The organism is Kitasatospora aureofaciens (assembly GCF_019192735.1).
GTDB classification, from domain to species: Bacteria; Actinomycetota; Actinomycetes; order Streptomycetales; family Streptomycetaceae; genus Kitasatospora; species Kitasatospora aureofaciens_A.
The window spans coordinates 12,427-31,558 of the sequence record NZ_JAHTKP010000015.1 but is presented as its reverse complement, the minus strand read 5'-3'; the positions used below and the strand labels follow the sequence as shown (position 1 = coordinate 31,558).

Here is a 19,132-nt window from a genome sequence, read left to right as displayed (position 1 = left end):
AGGGCATTGGGCGTTCGCGTCGTACCGTCAGGCAGGTACTCGATGCAGCTGTGCCCCCTCAGGAAGCTTGAAGAATCCACTCTTTCCGGGCCTCAGATCGGCAGCGCGTTCCGTAGCGTACTGGACGTCTGCCGGCGTCCCGAACCGCCCTTGCGGTTTGGCTTCCTTACTCGCGCGCGACGGCCCTTCGGTCCAGTCGATTCCGTGTTTGGCCCCCTTGAGCAGGGGTGCTTCCGGCTTGTATTTCATACCGTTGACCTCAATGCCACGGCCGACCAGGTCGATTTGCTTCTTCCTACTGAGCCCCTCCAGTTCGCTCCGGGTCTTCATGAAGGCGGCCTGCTGGGCTTCGGTGACCGAGTGCGGGTTCTCGGGAGTACCCAGGGGATGTTCGTTGACCGGATTCTCGTGCCCGCCCGTCGAGCCGCCGTCGTGGCCTCCGGTGGAGCCGCCGTTGTGGCCCCCAGGGGTAAGGGGGGTAAGGGGGCGGATCTTGTAGAGGGGCGGTGGGGATCGGGGACGCGGGCTCAACTCGGGCGGTGGGTGCCCGGGGTGTGGCCGAAGGCGCGGCGGAAGGTGTCGATGAACGCGCTGGCGGAGGACCAGCCGCACAGGTGGGCCACGGTGGTGACCGGGGTGTGGTCGGCGAGGAGGGCGAGGGCGTGGCAGAGGCGCAGGTGGGTGCGCCACTGGGGGAAGGTCATGCCGAGGTCGGCCCGGAAGAGTCGGGAGAGGGTGCGGTCGCTCGCCCCGACCTCCCTGCCGAGGGCGGCCAGGGTGCGGTTGTCGGTGGGGTCGGCCTGCAGGATGGCGCACAGCGCTTTGAGGGTGGGGGTCGTGGGGGCCGGCAGGTGCAGGGGTTGCTGCGGGGAGACGCTCAACTCGTCGAGCAGGACGGCCCGTAGGCGTGCCCGCCGGGCGCTGTCGGTGTCCTCCGCGTCCTCCGGTGACCGTGTGTGGGCGAGGATCAGCTCCCGCAGCAGGGAGTTGACGGTGAGGACCGTCGGTTCGTCCAGGCCGAGCGGGTTGGTGTCGGCGGGCAGGCCGACCAGGTGCAGTTCGAGTGCGCCGTGGGCCTGGTGGGCGTGGACCGTGCCTGCCGGGACCCAGACGGCGCTGTTGGCGGGCGCCACCCAGGTGCCCGCGTGGGTGGTGACGGCCAGTGCGCCGCGGCCCGCGTAGGCGATCTGGTGGTCGTCGTGGCGGTGGTCGTCGATGCCGGTCCCGGGGGCCAGCCAGCGGGTGCTGGTCGGGGCGACCGGTGTGTGGCGGATTTCCATCATTGATTGGCAGATTATCGGAAGTCCGACACCCGGTCGCGGCGTGAGCATGAGGGACGTGTCAGCGAAAGCCGTGCCAGTGAAATGCCTGCCAGTGAAATGCCTGCCAGCGAAAGGCGTGCCAGCGAAAGGCGTGCCAGCGAAAGGCGTGCCAGCGAAAAAGATCATTCCACTCCTCTCCGTCGGGCATGCCTGCGTCGACGTCTATCAGGGGGCCGTGACCGCGCTCGTCCCGTTCTTCGTCGCCGAGCGTGAGTACAGCTACGCCGCCGGCTCCGGCATCGTGCTCGCCGCGTCCCTCCTGTCCTCCGTGGCGCAGCCGCTGTTCGGCGCGCTCACCGACCGCCGTCCGATGCCCTGGTTGCTCCCGGTGAGTACGTTCCTCGCCGGGCTGGGGATCGCGTTGAGCGGGCTCGGCGGCAACTACGCGCTCACGCTGGCGTTCGTCGCCGTCTCCGGGCTCGGTGTCGCCGCCTACCACCCCGAGTCGGCGCGCGTCGCGCGGCGGGCCGGGCGGGGGAGCCACACGGCGATGAGCTGGTTCTCCGTCGGCGGGAACATCGGGTTCGCCCTGGCGCCCGTGCTGGTCTCCGCCGTGATCGCCACCGGGGGCCTGCGGGCCACGCCGTTCCTCGTCGTGCCGGCCCTGGTGGGCAGCGTGCTGTGCGTCCCCGCGCTGCGCGCGGTGGCCGCGGTGGCACCGGCGGGTGGCGGCGCCGCGCGCGACACCGGGCGGACGGACGACGTGGCGTCCTTCGTGAACCTGTCGCTGGCGGTGATCTGCCGGTCCGTCGTCTTCATCGGCCTGAGCACCTTCATCACGTTCTACGCCCGCGAGCGGACGGGCGGCGGCACGGCGGCCGGCACCGCGGCCCTGTTCGTGCTCTACGTCGGCGGTGCGGTGGGCACGGTGCTCGGCGGCAACCTGGCCGGCCGGTGGGACCGCGTCACCGTCGTGCGCCGCTCGTACCTGCTGAGCGTCGTCGCCGTCGCGGGCATCGTGTACGTGCCAGGCCCGGCCTTCTACCTGTTCGTGGCCCTGGCATCGGCCGGCCTCTACGTCCCGTTCTCGCTCCAAGTGACGCTCGGCCAGGACTACTTGCCCAGCCGGGTCGGCACCGCCAGCGGCGTCACGCTCGGCCTGACCGTGAGCGTCGGCGGCCTCGTCAGCCCCGTGCTGGGCGCGCTCGCGGACGCCACCTCGCTCCGGACGGCGCTGACTCCGCTGATCGTGCTGCCCGCCGTAGCGTGGCTGCTGGTCCGCGGACTGCCGGAACCGGCCCTGCCGCAGACCGTTGCCGTCCCCAGCACTCGCTGACCGCCGGCGCTCGCTAAGTGTCGGCGGTCGTGAAGCTGCTGAGGAAGTGCAGCGCCTCCTCGGCCGGGCTCCCCGGCGCGGCCGTGTAGACGACCAGGAGGTGGTGTGCGGCGCCGGGCACCTGGAAGGTCTCGTAGCCGAGGGTCACGTCGCCGACGACCGGATGCCGGAAGCGTTTCGGCCCGTGCGTCTTCTCGTGCACGTGGTGGCCGGCCCACAATGTGCGGAACGTGGCGCTGCCGAGCGAGAGTTCGCCGACGAGGCGGACGAGTTCCGGGTCGTGCGGCCGTCGCCCGGCGGCCATGCGCAGGATGCCGACGGTGGTGCGCGCGGCGTCCTCCCAGTCGAGGTGGACCTCGCGCGCGTCCGGGTCCAGGAAGATCTGGCGGGCCATGTTCCGCTCGGGCGGCGCGAGGTTGGGGAAGTCCGCGATCAGGGCGGCCGCCAGGCGGTTCCAGGCCAGGACGTCGTTGCGGTCGTTCATGATCACGGCGGGGGTGGCCGGCATGGCCTCCACGACCTGTCGCAGCGCGGGGCGCAGCCCGTCGTTCCGCGGGGTGGCGGTACGGCGGGGCGGGCGGGCCAGGTCGTACAGGTGGGCGCGTTCGGCGGGACCGAGCCGCAGCGCGCGGGCGAGCGCGTCGAGGACCTCGTCGGACGGGCGGTCGGCGCGCCCCTGCTCCAGGCGTACGTAGTAGTCGGTGCTGAGGCCGACCAGTTCCGCGACCTCCTCTCGGCGCAGGCCCGGCACCCGGCGGCGGCTGGTCGGCGGCAGTCCCGCGTCGGCGGGGGACACCAGGGCCCGGCGGGTGCGGAGGTAGTCGCCGAGGCTGCCGGCGATCGTGGTCGGGTCGGCCATGCGGTCCAGTATGGGTGCCGCGGGGGTGGGTGAGGGGCCGGGAGGGTGGCCCTGCCGGACCCAGGGTCTGGCATATCCAGGGTCTGTCATACCAAGGACCTGTCATACCGAGGACCTGTCATACCCAGGGAACGGGCTTCTCTTCATCCGCCGCCGGCACCCGCGAACGATCGGGGCATGACCACCTCCCCTCCCCTCGACCTCACCGCACCCCGCCGTGCGGACGGCTACTGGGCCACGGTCGGCGCGGTCGGCTGCGCCAGCATGATGCTGCCGTTCTCGGTGACCGGAGCCGCCGTCGCCCTGCCCAGCATGACGGTGCATCTGGGCGCGTCGGTCGGCGCCGCCCAGTGGATGCTGAACGCCTTCAACATCACCTTCGCCGCCCTGCCGCTCGCGGCCGGCAGCCTCGCCGACCGGCTCGGCCGGCGTCGCGTGCTGCTGACCGGGATCGCGCTGGTCGGCGCCCTCTCGCTGCTGGTCGCGCTCGCGCCCTCGATGGCCGTGGCCGACGCCGCCCGGGCGGTCCAGGGCGGCGGGGCTGCGGCCGTTCTGGCCTCGGGCGCGGCGGTGCTGGCGCACTCCACCTCCGGGCGGCGACGGCAGCTGGCGTTCGGCATCCTGGGGACGTCGTTCGGTACGGGGCTGGCGATCGGGCCGTTGGCCGCGGGCGCGTTGGTGGAGGCGGCCGGCTGGCGGGCGGTCTTCGTCCTCGTCGCGGCCATGTCCGTCCCGGCGTGGCTGTGCGCGACGCGGGCTCCGGAATCCCGCAGCCCTGGGGCCCGTCTTCAAACTCCCGTCGTCCGACCGGAGGGCGGGCGGGGCGGCGTCTGGGTGCGTGCATCGCAAGGCGGAGGAGGGAGTCCATGCGGTGGGGGCACCTCCCGGCCGCCAGGCTGGGGGACATCGGCGACCGACGACAACGCGGCGAGGTGCGTGCCCAGACGTCGGCGCGCAGGCGGGAGTTTGAAGACGGGCCCCGAGCGTCACCGCTTCGACCTGGCCGGGCTGGTCTGCTTCACGGCCGGACTCGCCGCGCTGTCGTTCGCGCTCGTCCGGGCCACGACGGCCGGCTGGACGGCGCCGGGCACGCTGCTGCCGTTCGGCGGGGCGGTGCTGCTGGTCGTCCTGTTCGCCGTGGTGGAGGTGCGCCGGGCCGAGCGCGCGATGTTCGACGTCCGGCTGTTCCGCAGGCCCGAGTTCCTGGCGGTGGTGTGCCAGCCGTTCACGGTCACGCTCGGCTTCGTCGTGCTGCTGGTGTACCTCCCGGCGTACCTCCAGGGCGTGGGCGGCAGGAGCGTGCTGGAGAGTGGGCTGCTCCTGCTGCCGATGACGGCGCCCGTCCTGCTCCTGCCGCTCGCGGCGGGCCGCCTCGCTGCCGCGACGTCCGTCCGGGCGGTGCTGACCGGGGCCTCCGCGCTGATCGTGGTCGGCGCCCTGCTGCTGGTGACCGTGCGCAGCGACGGATCGTGGCTGGCGCTGCCGCTGGTGCCGTTCGGGGCCGGCGTCGGCCTGGCGTTCGGGGTGATGGACAACGCGGCCGTCAGCACCGTCCCCGTCGAGAACGCCGGGGCGGCGGCGGGCATCTTCAACACGATGCGCATCACCGGGGAGTCCGTGGCCGTCTCCGGAGCCGCCGCCCTCCTGACCACGCTGACCGCCACCCGGCTGAGCGGCGTCCCGTCGGACGAAGCGGCGCGCCTCGCGGGCGAGGCCGTCCAGGGCCAGGTGTCCGCGGCGCAGCACGCCGCCGTGGCGGAGGGCTTCACCGGCGCCTTCCACACGCTGGGCCTGCTGCTCGCCGTGCTGTCCGCGCTCGGCGCGGTGCTGACCTACCTCGCGCTCGCGCCCACGCGTGCCGGGCGCCCTCAGTGCAGGCCGCGGACCGGAGGTTCGCCGCTGGTGCCGTCCTCGGCGACGACGGTGAACCGGTCGGTGCCCGAGACCGACAGGTCCACCGGGTAGTCCGACTCCGTGCCGTTGATGGCGAAGCTGGTGCCTTGGTGGCCGGTGGCGGCGTCTATCCGGGTCAGGGTGTTCCGGGTCATCGTCCAGACGTAGGCGCCGTCCACCACCAGGCTGGTCACCTGGTCGTCCAGCCCAGACGTCCACCGCTTGCTGCCGTCGGCGAGCGAGTAGGCGACCAGACGGCCGGTGGCGCTGCGGGTGCGGTTCTTGCCGGCGCCGATCGTGACGTCACCCGGCTTCTCGGCCGGTACGACCAGCAGATCGCCCACAACCACCGCGCCGTACAGCGGGCGGGCGGTGAACGAGTGCCAGGGAGTGGCGCCGCCCAGCAGGACGTCCAGGTCGTACTCGTCGCCGGAGACCGGGATCGTGGAGCGGACGTGGCCGCTCCGGTCGAAGCTCAGCACGGCGTGCGTGCCGCGGTCGCCCTGCTCGTCGGCCCAGACGGTGAGCGGGTTGGTGGAGAGCACGGCCACGTCCTTCAGCCCGTTGGCGAGCGGCAGGACGTCGCGCAGCTGCTCCCTGCCGTCCTGCGGCGCCAGGGTCCGCAGCGCCGGGGCGGCCGAGGTGCACTGCGCGACCGTCACGACGGAGTCCGGCCCGCCTGCGACGCTCAGCGGCGAGCAGCCGGTGTCCGGGACGCTGCGCCAGACCGTGCTGCCGTCGGCGAGGTTGAGCGCGCGCCAGCCGCCGTTGTCCTGGAGGACGGCGCGATCGCCGGCGATCGCGAGTGGCCCGGGCGCGGCCGCGTCCCCGATCCGGACGGGCGCGTCCAGTTGGGCCGTCCAGCGGGCGGCGCCGCTCGGCAGGTCGAGCGCGACCACGCCGGCGCACGGGCGGTCGTGGCCGCCGTGGCCGAGCAGGCCGATGCCATGACCGGTCTCGCGGCTCATGGCGCAGACGGAGTCCTCGGCGGGCGGGGTCCAGCGCCAGGCCACCTCGCCGGTGGCGGCGCGGTAGGCCACCACCTGGTCGGGGCGGGCCCGGACCACCAGGTCGCCGCTGGTCCAGCTGCCGACGGCGCGGACGTCCGAGGGCCGGTCGAGCGGGGCGGTCCAGGCGTCGTTGAGGCCCTGGCCGGCGAAGAGCACGAAGACGCCCAGGCCGAGCAGCGCGCCGACGGCGGCCGAGGGCAGGCCGAGGCGCGGGTGGAACAGGGCGTAGAGCAGGCCGGCGCCGCAGACCATCAGGCCGAGGATGGCGATCAGGCCCATCGTCCCGACGCTGTCCCCGCCGTAGCCGTACCGCCCCCCGAGGAGCGCGCCCAGCCCGAGCGTCGCGAACAGGGCGCCCAGTACCCCGCCGGAGACGACCATCCTGGTGTCCTTGTCGACGTCGGGCTTCGCCCGTGCCGGTCTGGCGACGCTGTCGCTGATGGCCTCGGCCATGCCGGTTCTCCCCCCGAGAAGTGTCGGCCGGCGCCCGTGGGCCGGCCTCAAACGATCATGGCAGAGACCAGGCACGACCCGGAAGAGTCGACCAGGGGCGGACCGCCCAACTGCGGGCCGACCTGGGCGACTTCCCCGAGGCGTAGGGTGGCCCCGGTGCGTTTCGTGATCCTCCCGCCGCCCGTCCGCTAGCGGGCGGCGTACTCCACAGAATCCGGCCCGGTGGCGCTGATGCCGCCGGGGCGATGGCTGCCGCCCGCTCGACCAGCGGACATCGACCGGCACCTCATCGTGGAGAAACGACGCATGACTTCGCATGCCGCCGTGCCGTTCCGGCACGGAATGCTGTCCATCTCGGCCGCCGCCGTCGCCTGGGGCGCGTTCGCGACCGGCCTGCTCTGCCTGCTGCCGCTCGCGGCGGCCCAGGGCGTCCTGCCGACGGAGGGCGACCCGGCGCTGACCGGCGGAGCGCTGCTGTTCCTCGGGACGGTGCCGACCCTGTTCGCCTACCGCTGGTACTTCAGCGGCCTGACGGCCGTCCCGGGCACCACGGCCGCCGTCCTGGTCCTGCTCGAACCGGCGACGGCGGCCGTGATCGGCGTGGCCTTCCTCGGCGAGCCGCTCACCGCGGGCCTGGCCGCCGGCTCGGCGCTGCTGCTCGCCGCGATCGCGGCCCTCGCCCGGGAGTAAGAGGGCTTCCCGGCGTCGAACTCCCGTCGTCCGCCCGGACCTCGGCGCGCAGGCGGGAGTTTGACGACGGGCCCTATCCGCCGACGGGGTAGTCCCACTCGGTCTCGGGTTCCTCGTCGGCGGCGGAGCGTCGGACGCTCAGCAGATGCTCGGCGATTTCGAGCGGGACGGCCACCAGCGGGACACCGGAGTCCAGCGGGATGCGGACCCGGCGGGTGGCGCCGAGGGCGGTCAGCTCGACCACGGCGGTCGTCGCGCCGGTGAGGCCGACGGCGTCGAGGCGGGCGGCGATCTCCGGGTGGCCGACGTCGGCGGGGTAGCCGGTGAGGGTGAAGAGGAGGTCGCCGAGGTCGTCGAGCAGGTCGGCGTAGACCAGCAGCGGCGGTGCCGGGGCGGTGAGCGGGAGCCGGGTCAGCGGGGCCGGGTCCGGCGGGGCCCAGCCGCCCTCGCCGGCGAGGGCGGCGTACAGGTCGTCCCGGGTCGCGGTGGTCGCCAGGCGTAGCGCCGGCCCGGAGGTACCCGGGCCGGCCGTCGTGACGAGAGCGAGGGGAGCGTCCGCCGGGCCCTCGGCGGTGGGGAAGGCGATCCGGCTCAGGCGGCGGGAGCCGTCCGTGTTGGTCCGCTGAAGTGCGGCGGCCTCGCGCAGGAAGTACCCGCGCTGCAGCTGCTGTTGGTCCGACGCCATGGTCCGGCTCGCCTTTCCCGGGGCTTCCAGGTGGTCAGGGACCGATTGTGCCTCCCCCGGCCCGGGACCGCCCGTGCCCGGGATCGCCCGTGCCCGGGATCGCCCGTGCCCGGGATCGCCCGTGCCCGGGATCGCCCGTGCCCGGGATCGCCCGTGCCCGGGATCATCCGGAGCCGGGGGAGGCGCGTATCGCGTGACCGCGGGTCAGGCGGCGTTGGCGGCGTTCTTCACCCAGTCCGGGCAGCGGCCGGCGACGCCCAGGCAGTACGCGGTGATGACGCCCTTGGCGTTGCCGTAGTTCACCGTCACCGTCACGTTGGTGAACTCGACGACCTTGCAGGTCCGCCACCAGAGCCACCCCGAGCAGCGCACGTGATCGACCCTGGTGACGTAGTTCCAACTGTCCGGGTTGGCCTGCTTCTTCGGCCAGCCGGGCGCGGGGTAGCGGGTGGTGGTCCGGACGGCGGCCACGTTGAGGTTGTGCTTCTGCTCGATCTTGGTCAGGCCCCAGGAGGCGTTGCCCCGCCGGAGGTTGACCGTGCGGTGGTCGCTGGAGGTCCAGCTGGTCACCAGGGCGTACGCCGGGTCGCCGGCGGCCTGGACGGACGGCGCGGCAGCGTCCGGGGCCTGGACGTCCGGGGCCTCGACGTCCGGGGCCTCGGGGTCGCCCTGCGGGGCGGAGTCGTCCGGCACGGTGCCCTGGCCGTACGCCTGGAGGAGACCGGCGTCGACGCCGTGGTCGCGGGCCAGGTCGGCGACGGTGAGTTCCTGCCCGTCGACCAGGCTCTCGTCACCGAAGACCGCGACCGAGACCGCGGCGTCGTCGCCGCCCGGGTCCGGGGCCGGTGCGGAGGCGGCGAGCGCCGAGGGCGCCGCCAGGATCAGGGCGGCCAGGGCGGCCGCCGTGCCCAGGGCCGGGCGCAGCGCGGAGCGAGACAAGTCCGATCACCTGTTCCTAGGACGAGCGACCGGCTCCGGACCGACGGCGGGCTTCGGAGCAACCGGTCGCGCCGGAGCGTGCCGTGGATCCGGCCCGGTCGGCCGGTTCCACGCGCACGCTACGTGCCGCCCGGTCCTGACCGCTACTGGATATTCACCCAACTATCAATCCAGGCAACGGAATTGACCGTTCCACGCTCACGGCACCGACCGCAGGGCCGGCGGCCCCGGGGTGAGGGCGCGCAAGACAAGGTCGATCCGGACGCGGGCGGCGCCGGCCCGTTGGAGGGCGGCGGCGACGGCGCGGAGCTCGTCCGGGCCGGTGCAGGCGAGGCGGAGTTCCAGGTCGGCGTCGCCGGCGAGGGCGAGGCCGCTCTGGACGGCCGGGTACTCGGCCGCGAGGCGGTCGAAGTCGAGGGGGACGGGCCCGAAGCTGACCCGGGCGAGCGCGTGCAGCGCCCGGGCCGGTTCGGGCCGTCCTGCTTCGGGCTCCTCGTCGCCCGGGACCAGTTGGAGGGCGGTCACCGGTGCTGGAGTTGTGCGGTCGGGGTCGGGGTCGGGGCCTGGGTGGGCGGGGCGGTGGGGGCGGTGACGGGCGGGGCGACCAGGCGCGGGTCCAGGACGAGGGTGTCGACGCCGAGCGGCGCGGTCAGCTCGCGCAGGGCGGGCTCGCCGAGTTCGGTGTAGGCCTGGTCCGGCCCGAGGAGGGCGGCGAGGGACTCGGGGGTGGAGAATCCGACGGCGCAGCGGCGGCCGTCGCGCAGGCGGAAGAGACGGAGTGCGTTGGTGCTTCCGGTGCCGTGAACGGACGAGTTGACGGTGACCGGAACGTGCCAGACGACGCGGGCCATGCGGGTGCTCCCCAATGGGTGGTGGTGCCTGCCGGAACTGCTTCTTCGAAGCTAGGCCGGGATCGGCCAACCGTCGCCGGTCCTGACGCAGCGTTGACCGAATGAGGTGGTGCGTTGACGCACTCCTGACGGGCGACTCACTCGATTGGACTACACCACTCCGCATCCTTCCTTAAATATCCCTTTCTGATGATAGTTTGCGTAACGATAGGGAAGTCGGAGAGGACGGGCGCAGGTGGTGCAGTACTACTCGGTGGAACAGGTGGCCGAACTGCTCGGCCTGCACGTGCGCACCGTCCGCGGCTACATCCGCGACGGGCGTCTCGCCGCGACCAGGATCGGCAAGCAGTACCGGATCGCCCGCGCGGACCTGGAGGCCCTCACGGGCGGCCCGGTCGCCGCGCCGCCCACCGGCCGGCAGCGTGCCGAGGTGTCGTCCGTCGTACGGATCGAGGAGATCGACCGGGCGACGGCGGACCGGCTGACCACCACCGTCCTCGCCGCGATCGCCGGCCCGCGCGAGGGCGGCCGGCCGCTGCACGTCGAGACCGTCCACGACGAGGAGCGCGAGACCCTGCGGTTGATCATCCTCGGCGACCCGGGCGACACCGCCGCGTTGCTCGCCATCGTCAACACGCTGACCAGGGAGATGTGACATGCCGGACCCGACGATTCCGCGGCTGCCCGCCGAGGCGATCCTGCGGCTGCCCGCCGACGGCGCCCCGATCCGCACCGAGCAGGACGCGATGGACGTGATCGGCGACGCCTTCGGCCACGGCGCGTCCTGGGTGGTCGTCCCCACCGCCCGGCTGCACCCGGACTTCTTCGTCCTCCGGACGCGCGTCGCCGGCGGCATCGTCCAGAAGTTCGTCAACTACCGCACGGGCCTCGTCGTCCTCGGGGACATCGCCGACCACGTGGCCGCGAGCGACGCCCTGCGCGACTTCGTCCGGGAGAGCAACCGCGGCACGCAGCTCTGGTTCCTCGCCGACGAGGCCGAGCTGGAGGCCCGGCTGACCGGCCGCTGACGCCCCTCCGCTGACCGGCCGGTGACGCCCCTCCGCTTGCCTCCGGCCCGCCCCGGGACCACCGTGGAACCGACCGCCGCCGCGCCCCCGGGGTGCCCGGCGCACGCTCCGGGGCGGGGGGAGGTGGAGCGAGGGGCCCATGACGAGATATCTTGACGTCAAGACGTTGGAGACGTGAAGCGGAGTACCGATGACTGACTCGACCATCATCTATACGCACACCGACGAGGCTCCGGCCCTGGCGACCTACTCGTTCCTGCCGGTGGTCCAGGCCTACGCCTCGACGGCGGGTGTGCGCGTGGAGACCCGCGACATCTCCCTGGCCGGGCGGATCATCGCGAGCTTCCCGGAGCGTCTCGCCGAGGGCCAGCGGATCGAGAACGCCCTCGCCGAGCTGGGTGAGCTGGCCAAGACCCCGGCCGCCAACATCATCAAGCTGCCGAACGTCTCGGCCTCCATGCCGCAGCTGAAGGCCGCCATCGCCGAGCTGCAGGCCCAGGGCTACGCCCTGCCGGACTACCCGGACGACCCGCAGACCGACGAGGACAAGGACGTCCGCGCCCGCTACGACAAGGTCAAGGGCAGCGCGGTCAACCCGGTCCTGCGCGAGGGCAACTCGGACCGCCGCGCCCCGCTGTCGGTCAAGAACTACGCCAAGACCCACCCGCACCGGATGGGCGCCTGGACGGCCGACTCCAAGACCAACGTCGCCACCATGGGCGAGAACGACTTCGCGAGCACCGAGAAGTCGGCCGTGATCGCCGCCGACGGTGCCCTGCGCATCGAGCTGGTCGCCGAGGACGGCACCGCCACCGTGCTGCGCGAGAAGGTCCCGGTGCTGGCCGGCGAGGTCGTCGACGCCTCGGTGATGCGCGCCGCCGCCCTGAACGAGTTCCTGGCCGCCCAAGTGGCCCGCGCCAAGGCCGAGGGCGTCCTGTTCTCGGTGCACCTCAAGGCCACCATGATGAAGGTCTCCGACCCGATCATCTTCGGCCACGTCGTGCGCGCCTTCTTCCCGAACACCTTCGCCAAGTACGGCGAGGTGCTGGTCTCCGCCGGTCTGAACCCGAACAACGGCCTCGGCGGCATCCTCGCCGGCCTCGACGCGCTGGCGAACGGCGCCGAGATCAAGGCCTCGTTCGAGGCCGAGCTGGCCGAGGGCCCGGCCCTCGCCATGGTCGACTCGGACAAGGGCATCACCAACCTGCACGTCCCGAGCGACGTCATCGTCGACGCCTCGATGCCGGCCATGATCCGCACCTCCGGCCACATGTGGGGCCCGGACGGCCAGGAGGCCGACACCCTCGCCGTACTGCCGGACCACAGCTACGCCGGCGTGTACCAGGCCGTCATCGAGGACTGCCGCGCCAACGGCGCCCTGGACCCGGCCACCATCGGCTCGGTGCCGAACGTCGGCCTGATGGCCCAGGCGGCCGAGGAGTACGGCAGCCACGACAAGACCTTCGAGATCGCCGCGGCCGGCACCGTCCGCCTGGTCGACGCCGAGGGCAACACCGTGCTGGAGCAGGCCGTCCAGCCGGGCGACATCTTCCGCGCCTGCCAGACCAAGGACCTGCCGATCCAGGACTGGGTCAAGCTGGCCGTCTCCCGCGCCCGCGCCACCGGCGACCCGGCCGTGTTCTGGCTGGACGCCGAGCGCGCCCACGACGCCGTCCTGATCGAGAAGGTCAACAAGTACCTGCCGGAGCACGACACCACCGGCCTGCAGATCGAGATCAAGTCCCCGGTCGAGGCCACCAAGTTCTCGCTGGAGCGCATCCGCCGCGGCGAGAACACCATCTCGGTGACCGGCAACGTGCTGCGCGACTACCTGACCGACCTGTTCCCGATCCTGGAGCTGGGCACCAGCGCCAAGATGCTGTCGGTCGTCCCGCTGATGGCGGGCGGCGGCCTGTTCGAGACCGGCGCCGGCGGCTCCGCCCCGAAGCACGTCCAGCAGCTGGTCAAGGAGAACTACCTGCGCTGGGACAGCCTGGGCGAGTTCTTCGCGCTGGCCGCCAGCTTCGAGCACCTGGCCACCAGCGCCGGCAACGCCCGCGCCCAGGTGCTGGCCGACACCCTGGACCGCGCCACCGGCACCTTCCTCAACGAGGACAAGTCGCCGAGCCGCCGCCTCGGTGGCATCGACAACCGCGGCAGCCACTTCTACCTGGCCATGTACTGGGCCCAGGAGCTGGCCAAGCAGACCGCCGACGCCGAGCTGGCCCAGGCGTTCGAGGGTCTCGCCAAGGCGCTGACCGAGCAGGAGCAGACCATCGTCGAGGAGCTCATCGCGGTGCAGGGCTCGCCGGTCGACCTCGGTGGCTACTACCAGCCGGACCCGGCCAAGGCCGCGGCCGTCATGCGTCCGTCCAAGACCTTCAACGAGGCGCTGGCCAACCTCGGCTGACCTCGGCGGAGTTGACGCACCGGGCGGTCCCCGGGTCCCTCGCGGACCCGGGGGCCGCCCCGCGTTTGTGCCGTCGGCTGTCGTGGGCTATCGGGAGAGGCCGACGGTCACCCCGGCCGCGGCCAACAGCACGACGGCGGCGGCATTGGCCCTCGGGTACGCCAGCGCCGTCCCGACCGCCTCCCGCAGCAGCGCGTACGGCCCGTGCGCGAGCAGACCGTCCGCGCCGGCCACCCGGCCGGGGACGCCCGCCCGGCGGGCGGCGAGCGCGGAGCGGACGACGTGGAAGCCGCTGGTGACGACGGTGCACCGGTAGCCGGGCCGCTCGGCGGCCATCAGCGCCGCGCTGAACCGCAAGTTCTCGGCCGTGTTCACCGCCCGCTCCTCGCGCCGGATCCGCCCTGCGGGGACGCCCCGGGCGGCCAGGTAGCGGGCCATCGCGGCGGCCTCGGTGCACTCCTCGTGCGCGCCCTTCCCGCCCGTGACGAGGAGCAGCGGCTCGTACCCCGCGGCCTCCTCGGCGGCGAAACGTTCCAGCGCCGCGTCCAGCCGGGCCGCCAGCGGCGCCGCGGGCTCGCAGCCGTCCAGCCCGGCGCCCAGCACGACCAGGTAGTCGGCACCGGCCGGGACGGGCCGCCGGTGGTGGTGCAGCGCCCGGCCGAGGAAGCCGAGCAGCCACAGCAGGGCGTACCCGCCGAGCAGGACGGCGACGATCAGGAGGACGTGCATACCTTCCGAACGCCTACGGCGGAACCCCCGTTCCGGGGCGTTCCGGGACGGGGGTTCCAGGGCTGGAAGGACGGATGCTCAGCTCGCGTCGGCCGCCGGGCGCCGGCCGCGCTTGTCGAGCGACGCCAGGTAGGCGTTGTACGCCTCCAGCTCGGCGTCGCCGCTGCGCTCCTCGGCACGGTCGGCGCGGCGGGCCTGGCGCTGCTCGGAGCGCATCCACTGGTACACCAGCGCGATCAGCACGATCGCGGTCGGGATCTCGCCGAACGCCCACGTGATGCCGCCGGCCAGCTTCTGGTCCGCCAGCAGGTCGGTGCCGGGCGGTGCGCCCGCCGCCGTGAACGTGCTGACCAGCTGGTGGTTGGCCATCATCACCGCCACGCCGAAGAAGGCGTGGAACGGCATGCCCATGAACAGCTCGATGATCCGCATCACGTGGCCGGGGCGGTTCGGGCCCGGGTCCACGCCCATGATCGGCCAGAAGAACGCCAGACCGGTGGCCAGGAAGTGCACCATCATGAAGATGTGCCCGGCGCGGTACTGCATCAGGAAGTCGAACAGCGGGGTGAAGTAGACCCCGTACAGGCTCGCGATGAACAGCGGGATGGTGAACGCCGGGTGCGAGATCACCTTGACATAGCGGCTGTGCAGCAGCGCCACCAGCAGCTCGCGCGGCCCGCGCGGACGCCCCTTGCCGGCCGGACGCAGTGCGCGCAGCGCCAGCGTGATCGGGGCGCCGAGCAGCAGCAGGATCGGCGACAGCATGGAGAGCACCATGTGCTGGATCATGTGCGCGCTGAACAGCGCCATGCCGTAGTCGTTCAGCCCGGTGCAGGTGACCAGGATCACCGTGCCGACGCCGGCCGCCCAGCCGACCGTCCGGCCGATCGGCCAGCGGTCGCCGCGCCGGTGGAGCCGGACCACGCCGGCCGCGTAGAGCGCCAGGGCGATCAGGCTGCCGATCAGGAACACCCAGTCGGGGGACCAGGTCCAGACGTTGGAGAGGGTGAACGGGCCTAGGTGGGTCATCCCGCCGTGGTGGTGCATTCCTGACATTCCGTCGCCCATCGGCGGGTCCTGCTTTCCGTCTTTGTGGCCCCTGGAGTGGGTCCGGTTCGCCCGGTTTGCTTGGCATACAGCCTAGGCGGGCCTTACCCGGTGCCTTGCCCCCACCCCCTCCGTACGGGTGGAGGTGCGGCCCTCGGGCAGGTCCACCGGCGCAGGCGGGCCGGCCCACCGACTCACGCTGCGCCGACGTCCGCGGTGAAGCAGAGCCGGCCGTGCTGTTCGGCGGTGACCCGGACCAGCGCGGGCGACTCGACCCGGGCCGTGATCCGACAGGGGGCATCCAGGTCCACGTACCGGTGGAAGGCGGCGGACATGGCCACCGGGAGGGCCGGGAGCGGGTGCAGCGCGGCCCGCGCGGCCTGGCGGGCGGCCTCCAGCAGCAGCATGCCGGGGGCGTGGTCGACGGGGTGGTCGAAGAACTTCCGGTGCGCGGTGTCCACCCGCAGCCACCAGGCGCGCAGATTTCCCGCCGCGGCCTCGGGCATTCCGTCGGCCATTGCCTCCGGTATTGGCTCCGGTATTGCCCCCGATATTGCCTCCGGCCTCCCGCCGGGTGGGATATCGGAAAGCACCACGTCGGCCCGGTCCGGCCGCCCGGCGTATTCGGCGGAAATTCCCTCGGGGGCCGCCGGTGCGGCCGCCATCGCCTGTATGCTGTCCGAATTCCCCCCGCGCAGCCGCACATAGATCCCGTGGGCCTGGACGGTGAACCGGGAACAGGCCGAGGCGAGTCGATTCCCGTCCCGCAGGAGGTCCACGTCCATCGTCATGCCGGCCAGCTGGGATCTCCGGTGGACCAGCTCGGAACAGACCACCCGCAGTTCGAGTTCGATCGGTCCGCCGTCGCACCGCAGCACCGCCGGATCCAGCTCGTACCGGTAGCTCTCCCACACCAGATGGTGGTCGAAGGGCGTGTCGTACCCAACATGGCAGATCAGCGGGAAGAGTTGACGAACTGTCTCGGTCACCAGCAGCGGCTCGAAGCCGCCGTCCGCCGCTCGGTAGAATGGCCGGTCTGAAGGCCAGTGTGCGGTCACCGAGAACGAGTCGGGCCCGGTCCGGCGCCAGAATGTGAGGAAGACCTCGTCCGCGTCCGACTTGTGGACGAGCTTTTGCGCAATGGCGGAGCCGGTAGCCGGTTCGGTGATGATCTCAATACCGGACATAACGGTGTGCTTTCCTTCTTTCGGTGCTGGTCTCGGCCATGCGTCCGGAACGGCGGACGGTGCAGCATATAGCGAAGGCGGTTTCGGACCGGTGTCCGGGCCGGTTTCTTTTTGGCAGGGGACGGGTGAGGTGGCAGTGGCGGTCAGGCAGGAGCGGGCGGTTCGTACCCGGGAGATGATCCTGGAGGCGGCGGCGGAGGTCTTCGACGAATCCGGCTATGCCGGGGCGTCGATCATGAGGATCATGGAACGCGCCGAGACGACGCAGGGCGCGATCTACTTCCACTTCAAGTCCAAGGAGGACCTGGCGCGGGCGGTGATCATGTACCAGGCGGCCCGCCTGTACGGGATGCCGCAGGAGGCCCGCGGTCTGCAGCAGCTGATCGACCTCACCTTCTACCTGGCCCACGAGCTCCAGCGGAACGTGGTGCTCCGGGCCGGTGTGCGGCTGGCGGTCGAGCAGAGCGAGTCCGGGCTCGCCGAGTACTCGATCTACCAGGAGTGGATCGAGTGCTTCCGGGCCGAGCTGTCCGTCGCCCGGGCGCAGGGCGAACTGCGGCCCGAGGCGGACGAGGACGCCTTCGCCGCCGTCCTGGTGGCCGGGTTCACCGGCTCCCAGGTGATGTCGCAGATCGCCAGCGGCCGGGCGGACCTGCCGGACCGGATCACCCGGCTCTGGCGGTGCCTGATGCCCGGCATCGCCGCCGCCGACATGGGCGAGCGGCTGGTGCTGGACCCGCAGCGCGGCCGGGAGTGGGCGTGCTGACCCGGGTCGCGCTCACCGGGGCGACGGGGTTCATCGGCTCCGCCGCGCTCCGGGCCCTGGTCGACGGCGGTGCGCGGGTGCGCGCCCTGGCCCGCCGGGTGCCGGAGGACGCCGGACCGGCCGAGTGGGTGGCCGGCGACCTCACCGACCCGGCGGCGTCGGCCGCGCTCTGCGACGGCGCCGAGGTACTGGTCCACCTCGCGTCCCGGGTGAGCGGCAGCACCGAGGAGTGCGAGGCGGTCAACGTCCGCGGCACCGAGGCGCTGATGGCCGCGGCCGCGCGGGCCGGCGTCGGCCGGATCGTCCACCTGTCCACCGCCGCCGTGTATGGCGAGGGGCCGCACTCGGGCATCGAGGTGGGCGGCGTGCCCGCCGTACCGGTGTCGGAGGCCAGCCGGACCAGGCTCCTCGGGGAGCGCTTCGCGCTGGACGCGGGCGCCGTCGTGCTGCGGCCCGGCCTGGTGACCGGGGCCGGCGACCGCTGGGTGGTGCCCGCGCTGGACGAACTGCTCCGCCGAGTCCCGGTGCTCTGGGACGGCGGGTCGGCGCGGCTGTCCATGGTGGACCGGGACGACCTCGCCCGGCTGGTGGCCGCCCTGGCGACCGGGGAGCGCGCGGTCCCGTCGGGCGTGTACCACGCCAGCCACCCCGAGCCGGTGCGGGCCGGAGACCTGCTGGCCGCCCTGGCGCGGCACGGCGTCCTGCCCGCGCCGGAGGAGCCGGGCCTGCCGTGGCCCGAATGCCTGCGCCTGCTGGCGGCGAACCCCGGCCGGGTCTCGGAGCGCCAGTTCGCGCTGGTCGCACGGGACCACTGGTACCGGAGCGAGGAGATCTGGCAGCTCGCCGCCTGCCCGCCCGGCCCGGGCCCGCTGGCTCGCCTCGCGTCCGCGGCCGCCTGGTACCGGGAGGCGTTGGGACGGTCCTGATCTGGGCTTTTTCACCTTGACAAGGTGTGAGCGCCATCACACAAAAACAAAGAGAACGTTCTGTATTGTCGCTCGCGGAGTCGGACCGGACGGCGGGTGGGGGAGCGTCACTACCGGGAAACCGGGGTGCCATGTCTTCTCCAATCGGCCACTCGGATGGTGACAGGGGGAGCAATGAGTACGCCCAAGGCTCAGGCACTGGCTGAGTCGATCGACGCGCTTCGCGGGGCCGGTCCGCGTGAGCGGACCGGCCGCCCGGGCGGACCGGCGGCGGGTGCCCAGATGGGGCCGAACCAGAGTCGCCCGACTGTCCCGTTCCGGCCCGCTGCTCCGGGCGGGCCTTCGCAGTGGCTCACCGGCGCGGCCGGGCTGCTCGACGGCCTCGGTGTGCTGGCTGGGCGGGCTGCGCGCGAGGTTCTGGTGGTCCTGCCGAGAGTGCCGCTCGACCCGCGCCTGCGGGCCCGCTTCGAACTGCTGGGCGCGGAGCTGATCGGCCGCGGGGTGCGGATCCGCGCGCTCGGCCCGGAGAGCCTGGACGACCCCGCGTACCTGGAGAGCACCGGCCGGATGGCGGGCCTGGGCGTGGAGATCCTGACCCTCCCGCGACTGCCGCTGTGGATGGCGGTCGCGGACGGGGACGCCGCGATCGTTCCGGCGGACCCGGCCGTCGAACAGGCCGGCTGGGTCTTCCTGCGCGGGGTGGCCCCGGTGGCGGCCTGCCGCCTGCTCTTCGAACAACTCTGGTTGCAGGGAGCCGAGTTGGGCGAACCAAGCGAGCCGGTTTCCGCCCACTCGCCGGACCGTCGGGAGAGCGAGATCCTGCGGCTGCTGGCCGATGGGCTCACCGACAGTGGCATCGCCGCGCGGACAGGGCTCTCGGTGCGCACCAACCGCCGGACCATCGCTGACCTGATGGCCAAACTCGGCGCCCGCAGCCGCTTTCAGGCCGGCGCCGAGGCAGCCCGGCGACGGTGGATCTGACGAATCTTCCAGGTGCGGGAGCCGCACACGGGGTCGCGGCCGGGGCGGAACGGGCAGCCCGCGCGCCCCGGCCGCGACCG

At 72.8% G+C, this 19,132-nt stretch carries 20 protein-coding genes; 9 read left to right on the top strand and 11 right to left on the bottom strand.

Annotated features, from left to right (window positions below):
• Positions 1 to 27: 27 nt before the first annotated feature.
• Both KV557_RS17625 and KV557_RS17620 read right to left on the bottom strand, forming a co-directional pair.
• Positions 28 to 330, bottom strand: coding sequence for a hypothetical protein (locus tag KV557_RS17625; RefSeq protein WP_218201275.1), 303 nt, complete (start codon positions 328 to 330; stop codon positions 28 to 30).
• Between the two features lie 197 nt (positions 331 to 527).
• Positions 528 to 1,283 (bottom strand): helix-turn-helix transcriptional regulator, encoded by a 756-nt coding sequence (locus tag KV557_RS17620; RefSeq protein WP_218201273.1) that lies wholly within the window; start codon positions 1,281 to 1,283, stop codon positions 528 to 530.
• Positions 1,284 to 1,497: 214 nt separating this feature from the next.
• Here KV557_RS17620 and KV557_RS17615 point away from each other — a divergent pair, with 214 nt between their 5' ends.
• The gene (locus KV557_RS17615) at positions 1,498 to 2,598 is read left to right on the top strand and encodes an MFS transporter (protein WP_374106640.1); all 1,101 of its coding nucleotides are present in this window, start codon (positions 1,498 to 1,500) and stop codon (positions 2,596 to 2,598) included.
• 13 nt (positions 2,599 to 2,611) lie between these two features.
• Here KV557_RS17615 and KV557_RS17610 read toward each other — a convergent pair whose 3' ends face one another.
• A complete protein-coding gene (locus KV557_RS17610; protein ID WP_218201271.1) occupies positions 2,612 to 3,457 on the bottom strand; it encodes a helix-turn-helix transcriptional regulator in 846 nt (281 codons plus the stop codon).
• Positions 3,458 to 3,634: 177 nt separating this feature from the next.
• Between KV557_RS17610 and KV557_RS17605 the strand changes: the two genes are divergently transcribed.
• Positions 3,635 to 5,422 carry an MFS transporter gene (locus KV557_RS17605; RefSeq protein ID WP_256177567.1) on the top strand — a complete coding sequence of 596 codons (1,788 nt, stop codon included), beginning with the start codon at positions 3,635 to 3,637 and terminating at the stop codon, positions 5,420 to 5,422.
• Here KV557_RS17605 and KV557_RS17600 read toward each other — a convergent pair.
• Complete coding sequence (locus KV557_RS17600) at positions 5,326 to 6,813, bottom strand: outer membrane protein assembly factor BamB family protein (RefSeq protein ID WP_218201270.1); 1,488 nt, start codon at positions 6,811 to 6,813, stop codon at positions 5,326 to 5,328. The two genes, KV557_RS17605 and KV557_RS17600, sit on opposite strands and share 97 nt — an antisense overlap.
• A 306-nt stretch (positions 6,814 to 7,119) precedes the next feature.
• On the opposite strand from KV557_RS17600, the gene KV557_RS17595 reads away from it, so the two are divergent.
• Positions 7,120 to 7,503 (top strand): DMT family transporter, encoded by a 384-nt coding sequence (locus tag KV557_RS17595; protein ID WP_218201268.1) that lies wholly within the window; start codon positions 7,120 to 7,122, stop codon positions 7,501 to 7,503.
• 73 nt (positions 7,504 to 7,576) lie between these two features.
• On the opposite strand, the gene KV557_RS17590 is transcribed toward KV557_RS17595, so the two are convergent.
• From KV557_RS17590 to KV557_RS17575, 4 genes are all read right to left on the bottom strand, one after another.
• On the bottom strand, positions 7,577 to 8,188 hold the full coding sequence (locus KV557_RS17590; protein WP_218201266.1) for a hypothetical protein: 612 nt from the start codon (positions 8,186 to 8,188) through the stop codon (positions 7,577 to 7,579).
• Positions 8,189 to 8,392: 204 nt separating this feature from the next.
• Positions 8,393 to 9,127, bottom strand: coding sequence for a hypothetical protein (locus KV557_RS17585; RefSeq protein ID WP_218201263.1), 735 nt, complete (start codon positions 9,125 to 9,127; stop codon positions 8,393 to 8,395).
• A 198-nt stretch (positions 9,128 to 9,325) separates the two neighbouring features.
• Positions 9,326 to 9,652 (bottom strand): hypothetical protein, encoded by a 327-nt coding sequence (locus KV557_RS17580; protein ID WP_218201261.1) that lies wholly within the window; start codon positions 9,650 to 9,652, stop codon positions 9,326 to 9,328.
• Entirely contained in the window at positions 9,649 to 9,978 is a 330-nt protein-coding gene (locus KV557_RS17575; protein WP_218201259.1) for an SAV_915 family protein, read from the bottom strand. The genes KV557_RS17580 and KV557_RS17575 overlap by 4 nt, the downstream gene beginning before the upstream one ends.
• A gap of 235 nt (positions 9,979 to 10,213) precedes the next feature.
• Between KV557_RS17575 and KV557_RS17570 the strand changes: the two genes are divergently transcribed.
• From KV557_RS17570 to KV557_RS17560, 3 genes are all read left to right on the top strand, one after another.
• Positions 10,214 to 10,633, top strand: coding sequence for a helix-turn-helix domain-containing protein (locus KV557_RS17570; RefSeq protein ID WP_308129945.1), 420 nt, complete (start codon positions 10,214 to 10,216; stop codon positions 10,631 to 10,633).
• Between the two features lies 1 nt (position 10,634).
• Positions 10,635 to 11,006, top strand: a complete 372-nt coding sequence (locus KV557_RS17565) for a DUF4180 domain-containing protein (RefSeq protein ID WP_218201258.1) — start codon at positions 10,635 to 10,637, stop codon at positions 11,004 to 11,006.
• Positions 11,007 to 11,196: 190 nt separating this feature from the next.
• Positions 11,197 to 13,416, top strand: coding sequence for an NADP-dependent isocitrate dehydrogenase (locus KV557_RS17560; RefSeq protein WP_218201256.1), 2,220 nt, complete (start codon positions 11,197 to 11,199; stop codon positions 13,414 to 13,416).
• Positions 13,417 to 13,503: 87 nt separating this feature from the next.
• Here the strand turns inward: KV557_RS17560 and KV557_RS17555 are convergent, their stop codons facing one another.
• The 3 genes from KV557_RS17555 to KV557_RS17545 form a co-directional block, all read right to left on the bottom strand.
• A complete protein-coding gene (locus tag KV557_RS17555) occupies positions 13,504 to 14,145 on the bottom strand; it encodes a YdcF family protein (RefSeq protein ID WP_218201253.1) in 642 nt (213 codons plus the stop codon).
• 78 nt (positions 14,146 to 14,223) lie between these two features.
• Entirely contained in the window at positions 14,224 to 15,192 is a 969-nt protein-coding gene (locus KV557_RS17550) for a cytochrome c oxidase assembly protein (RefSeq protein WP_218201501.1), read from the bottom strand.
• Between the two features lie 194 nt (positions 15,193 to 15,386).
• Positions 15,387 to 16,379 (bottom strand): AfsA-related hotdog domain-containing protein, encoded by a 993-nt coding sequence (locus tag KV557_RS17545; protein WP_218201251.1) that lies wholly within the window; start codon positions 16,377 to 16,379, stop codon positions 15,387 to 15,389.
• Between the two features lie 136 nt (positions 16,380 to 16,515).
• On the opposite strand from KV557_RS17545, the gene KV557_RS17540 reads away from it, so the two are divergent.
• From KV557_RS17540 to KV557_RS17530, 3 genes are all read left to right on the top strand, one after another.
• Positions 16,516 to 17,145: a ScbR family autoregulator-binding transcription factor gene (locus KV557_RS17540; protein WP_308129944.1), complete on the top strand. Its 630-nt coding sequence runs from the start codon at positions 16,516 to 16,518 to the stop codon at positions 17,143 to 17,145.
• A complete protein-coding gene (locus KV557_RS17535) occupies positions 17,139 to 18,071 on the top strand; it encodes an NAD-dependent epimerase/dehydratase family protein (RefSeq protein ID WP_218201250.1) in 933 nt (310 codons plus the stop codon). The genes KV557_RS17540 and KV557_RS17535 overlap by 7 nt, the downstream gene beginning before the upstream one ends.
• 174 nt (positions 18,072 to 18,245) lie before the next feature.
• Positions 18,246 to 19,052 carry a helix-turn-helix transcriptional regulator gene (locus KV557_RS17530; protein ID WP_218201248.1) on the top strand — a complete coding sequence of 269 codons (807 nt, stop codon included), beginning with the start codon at positions 18,246 to 18,248 and terminating at the stop codon, positions 19,050 to 19,052.
• The last annotated feature ends 80 nt before the right edge of the window (positions 19,053 to 19,132 follow it).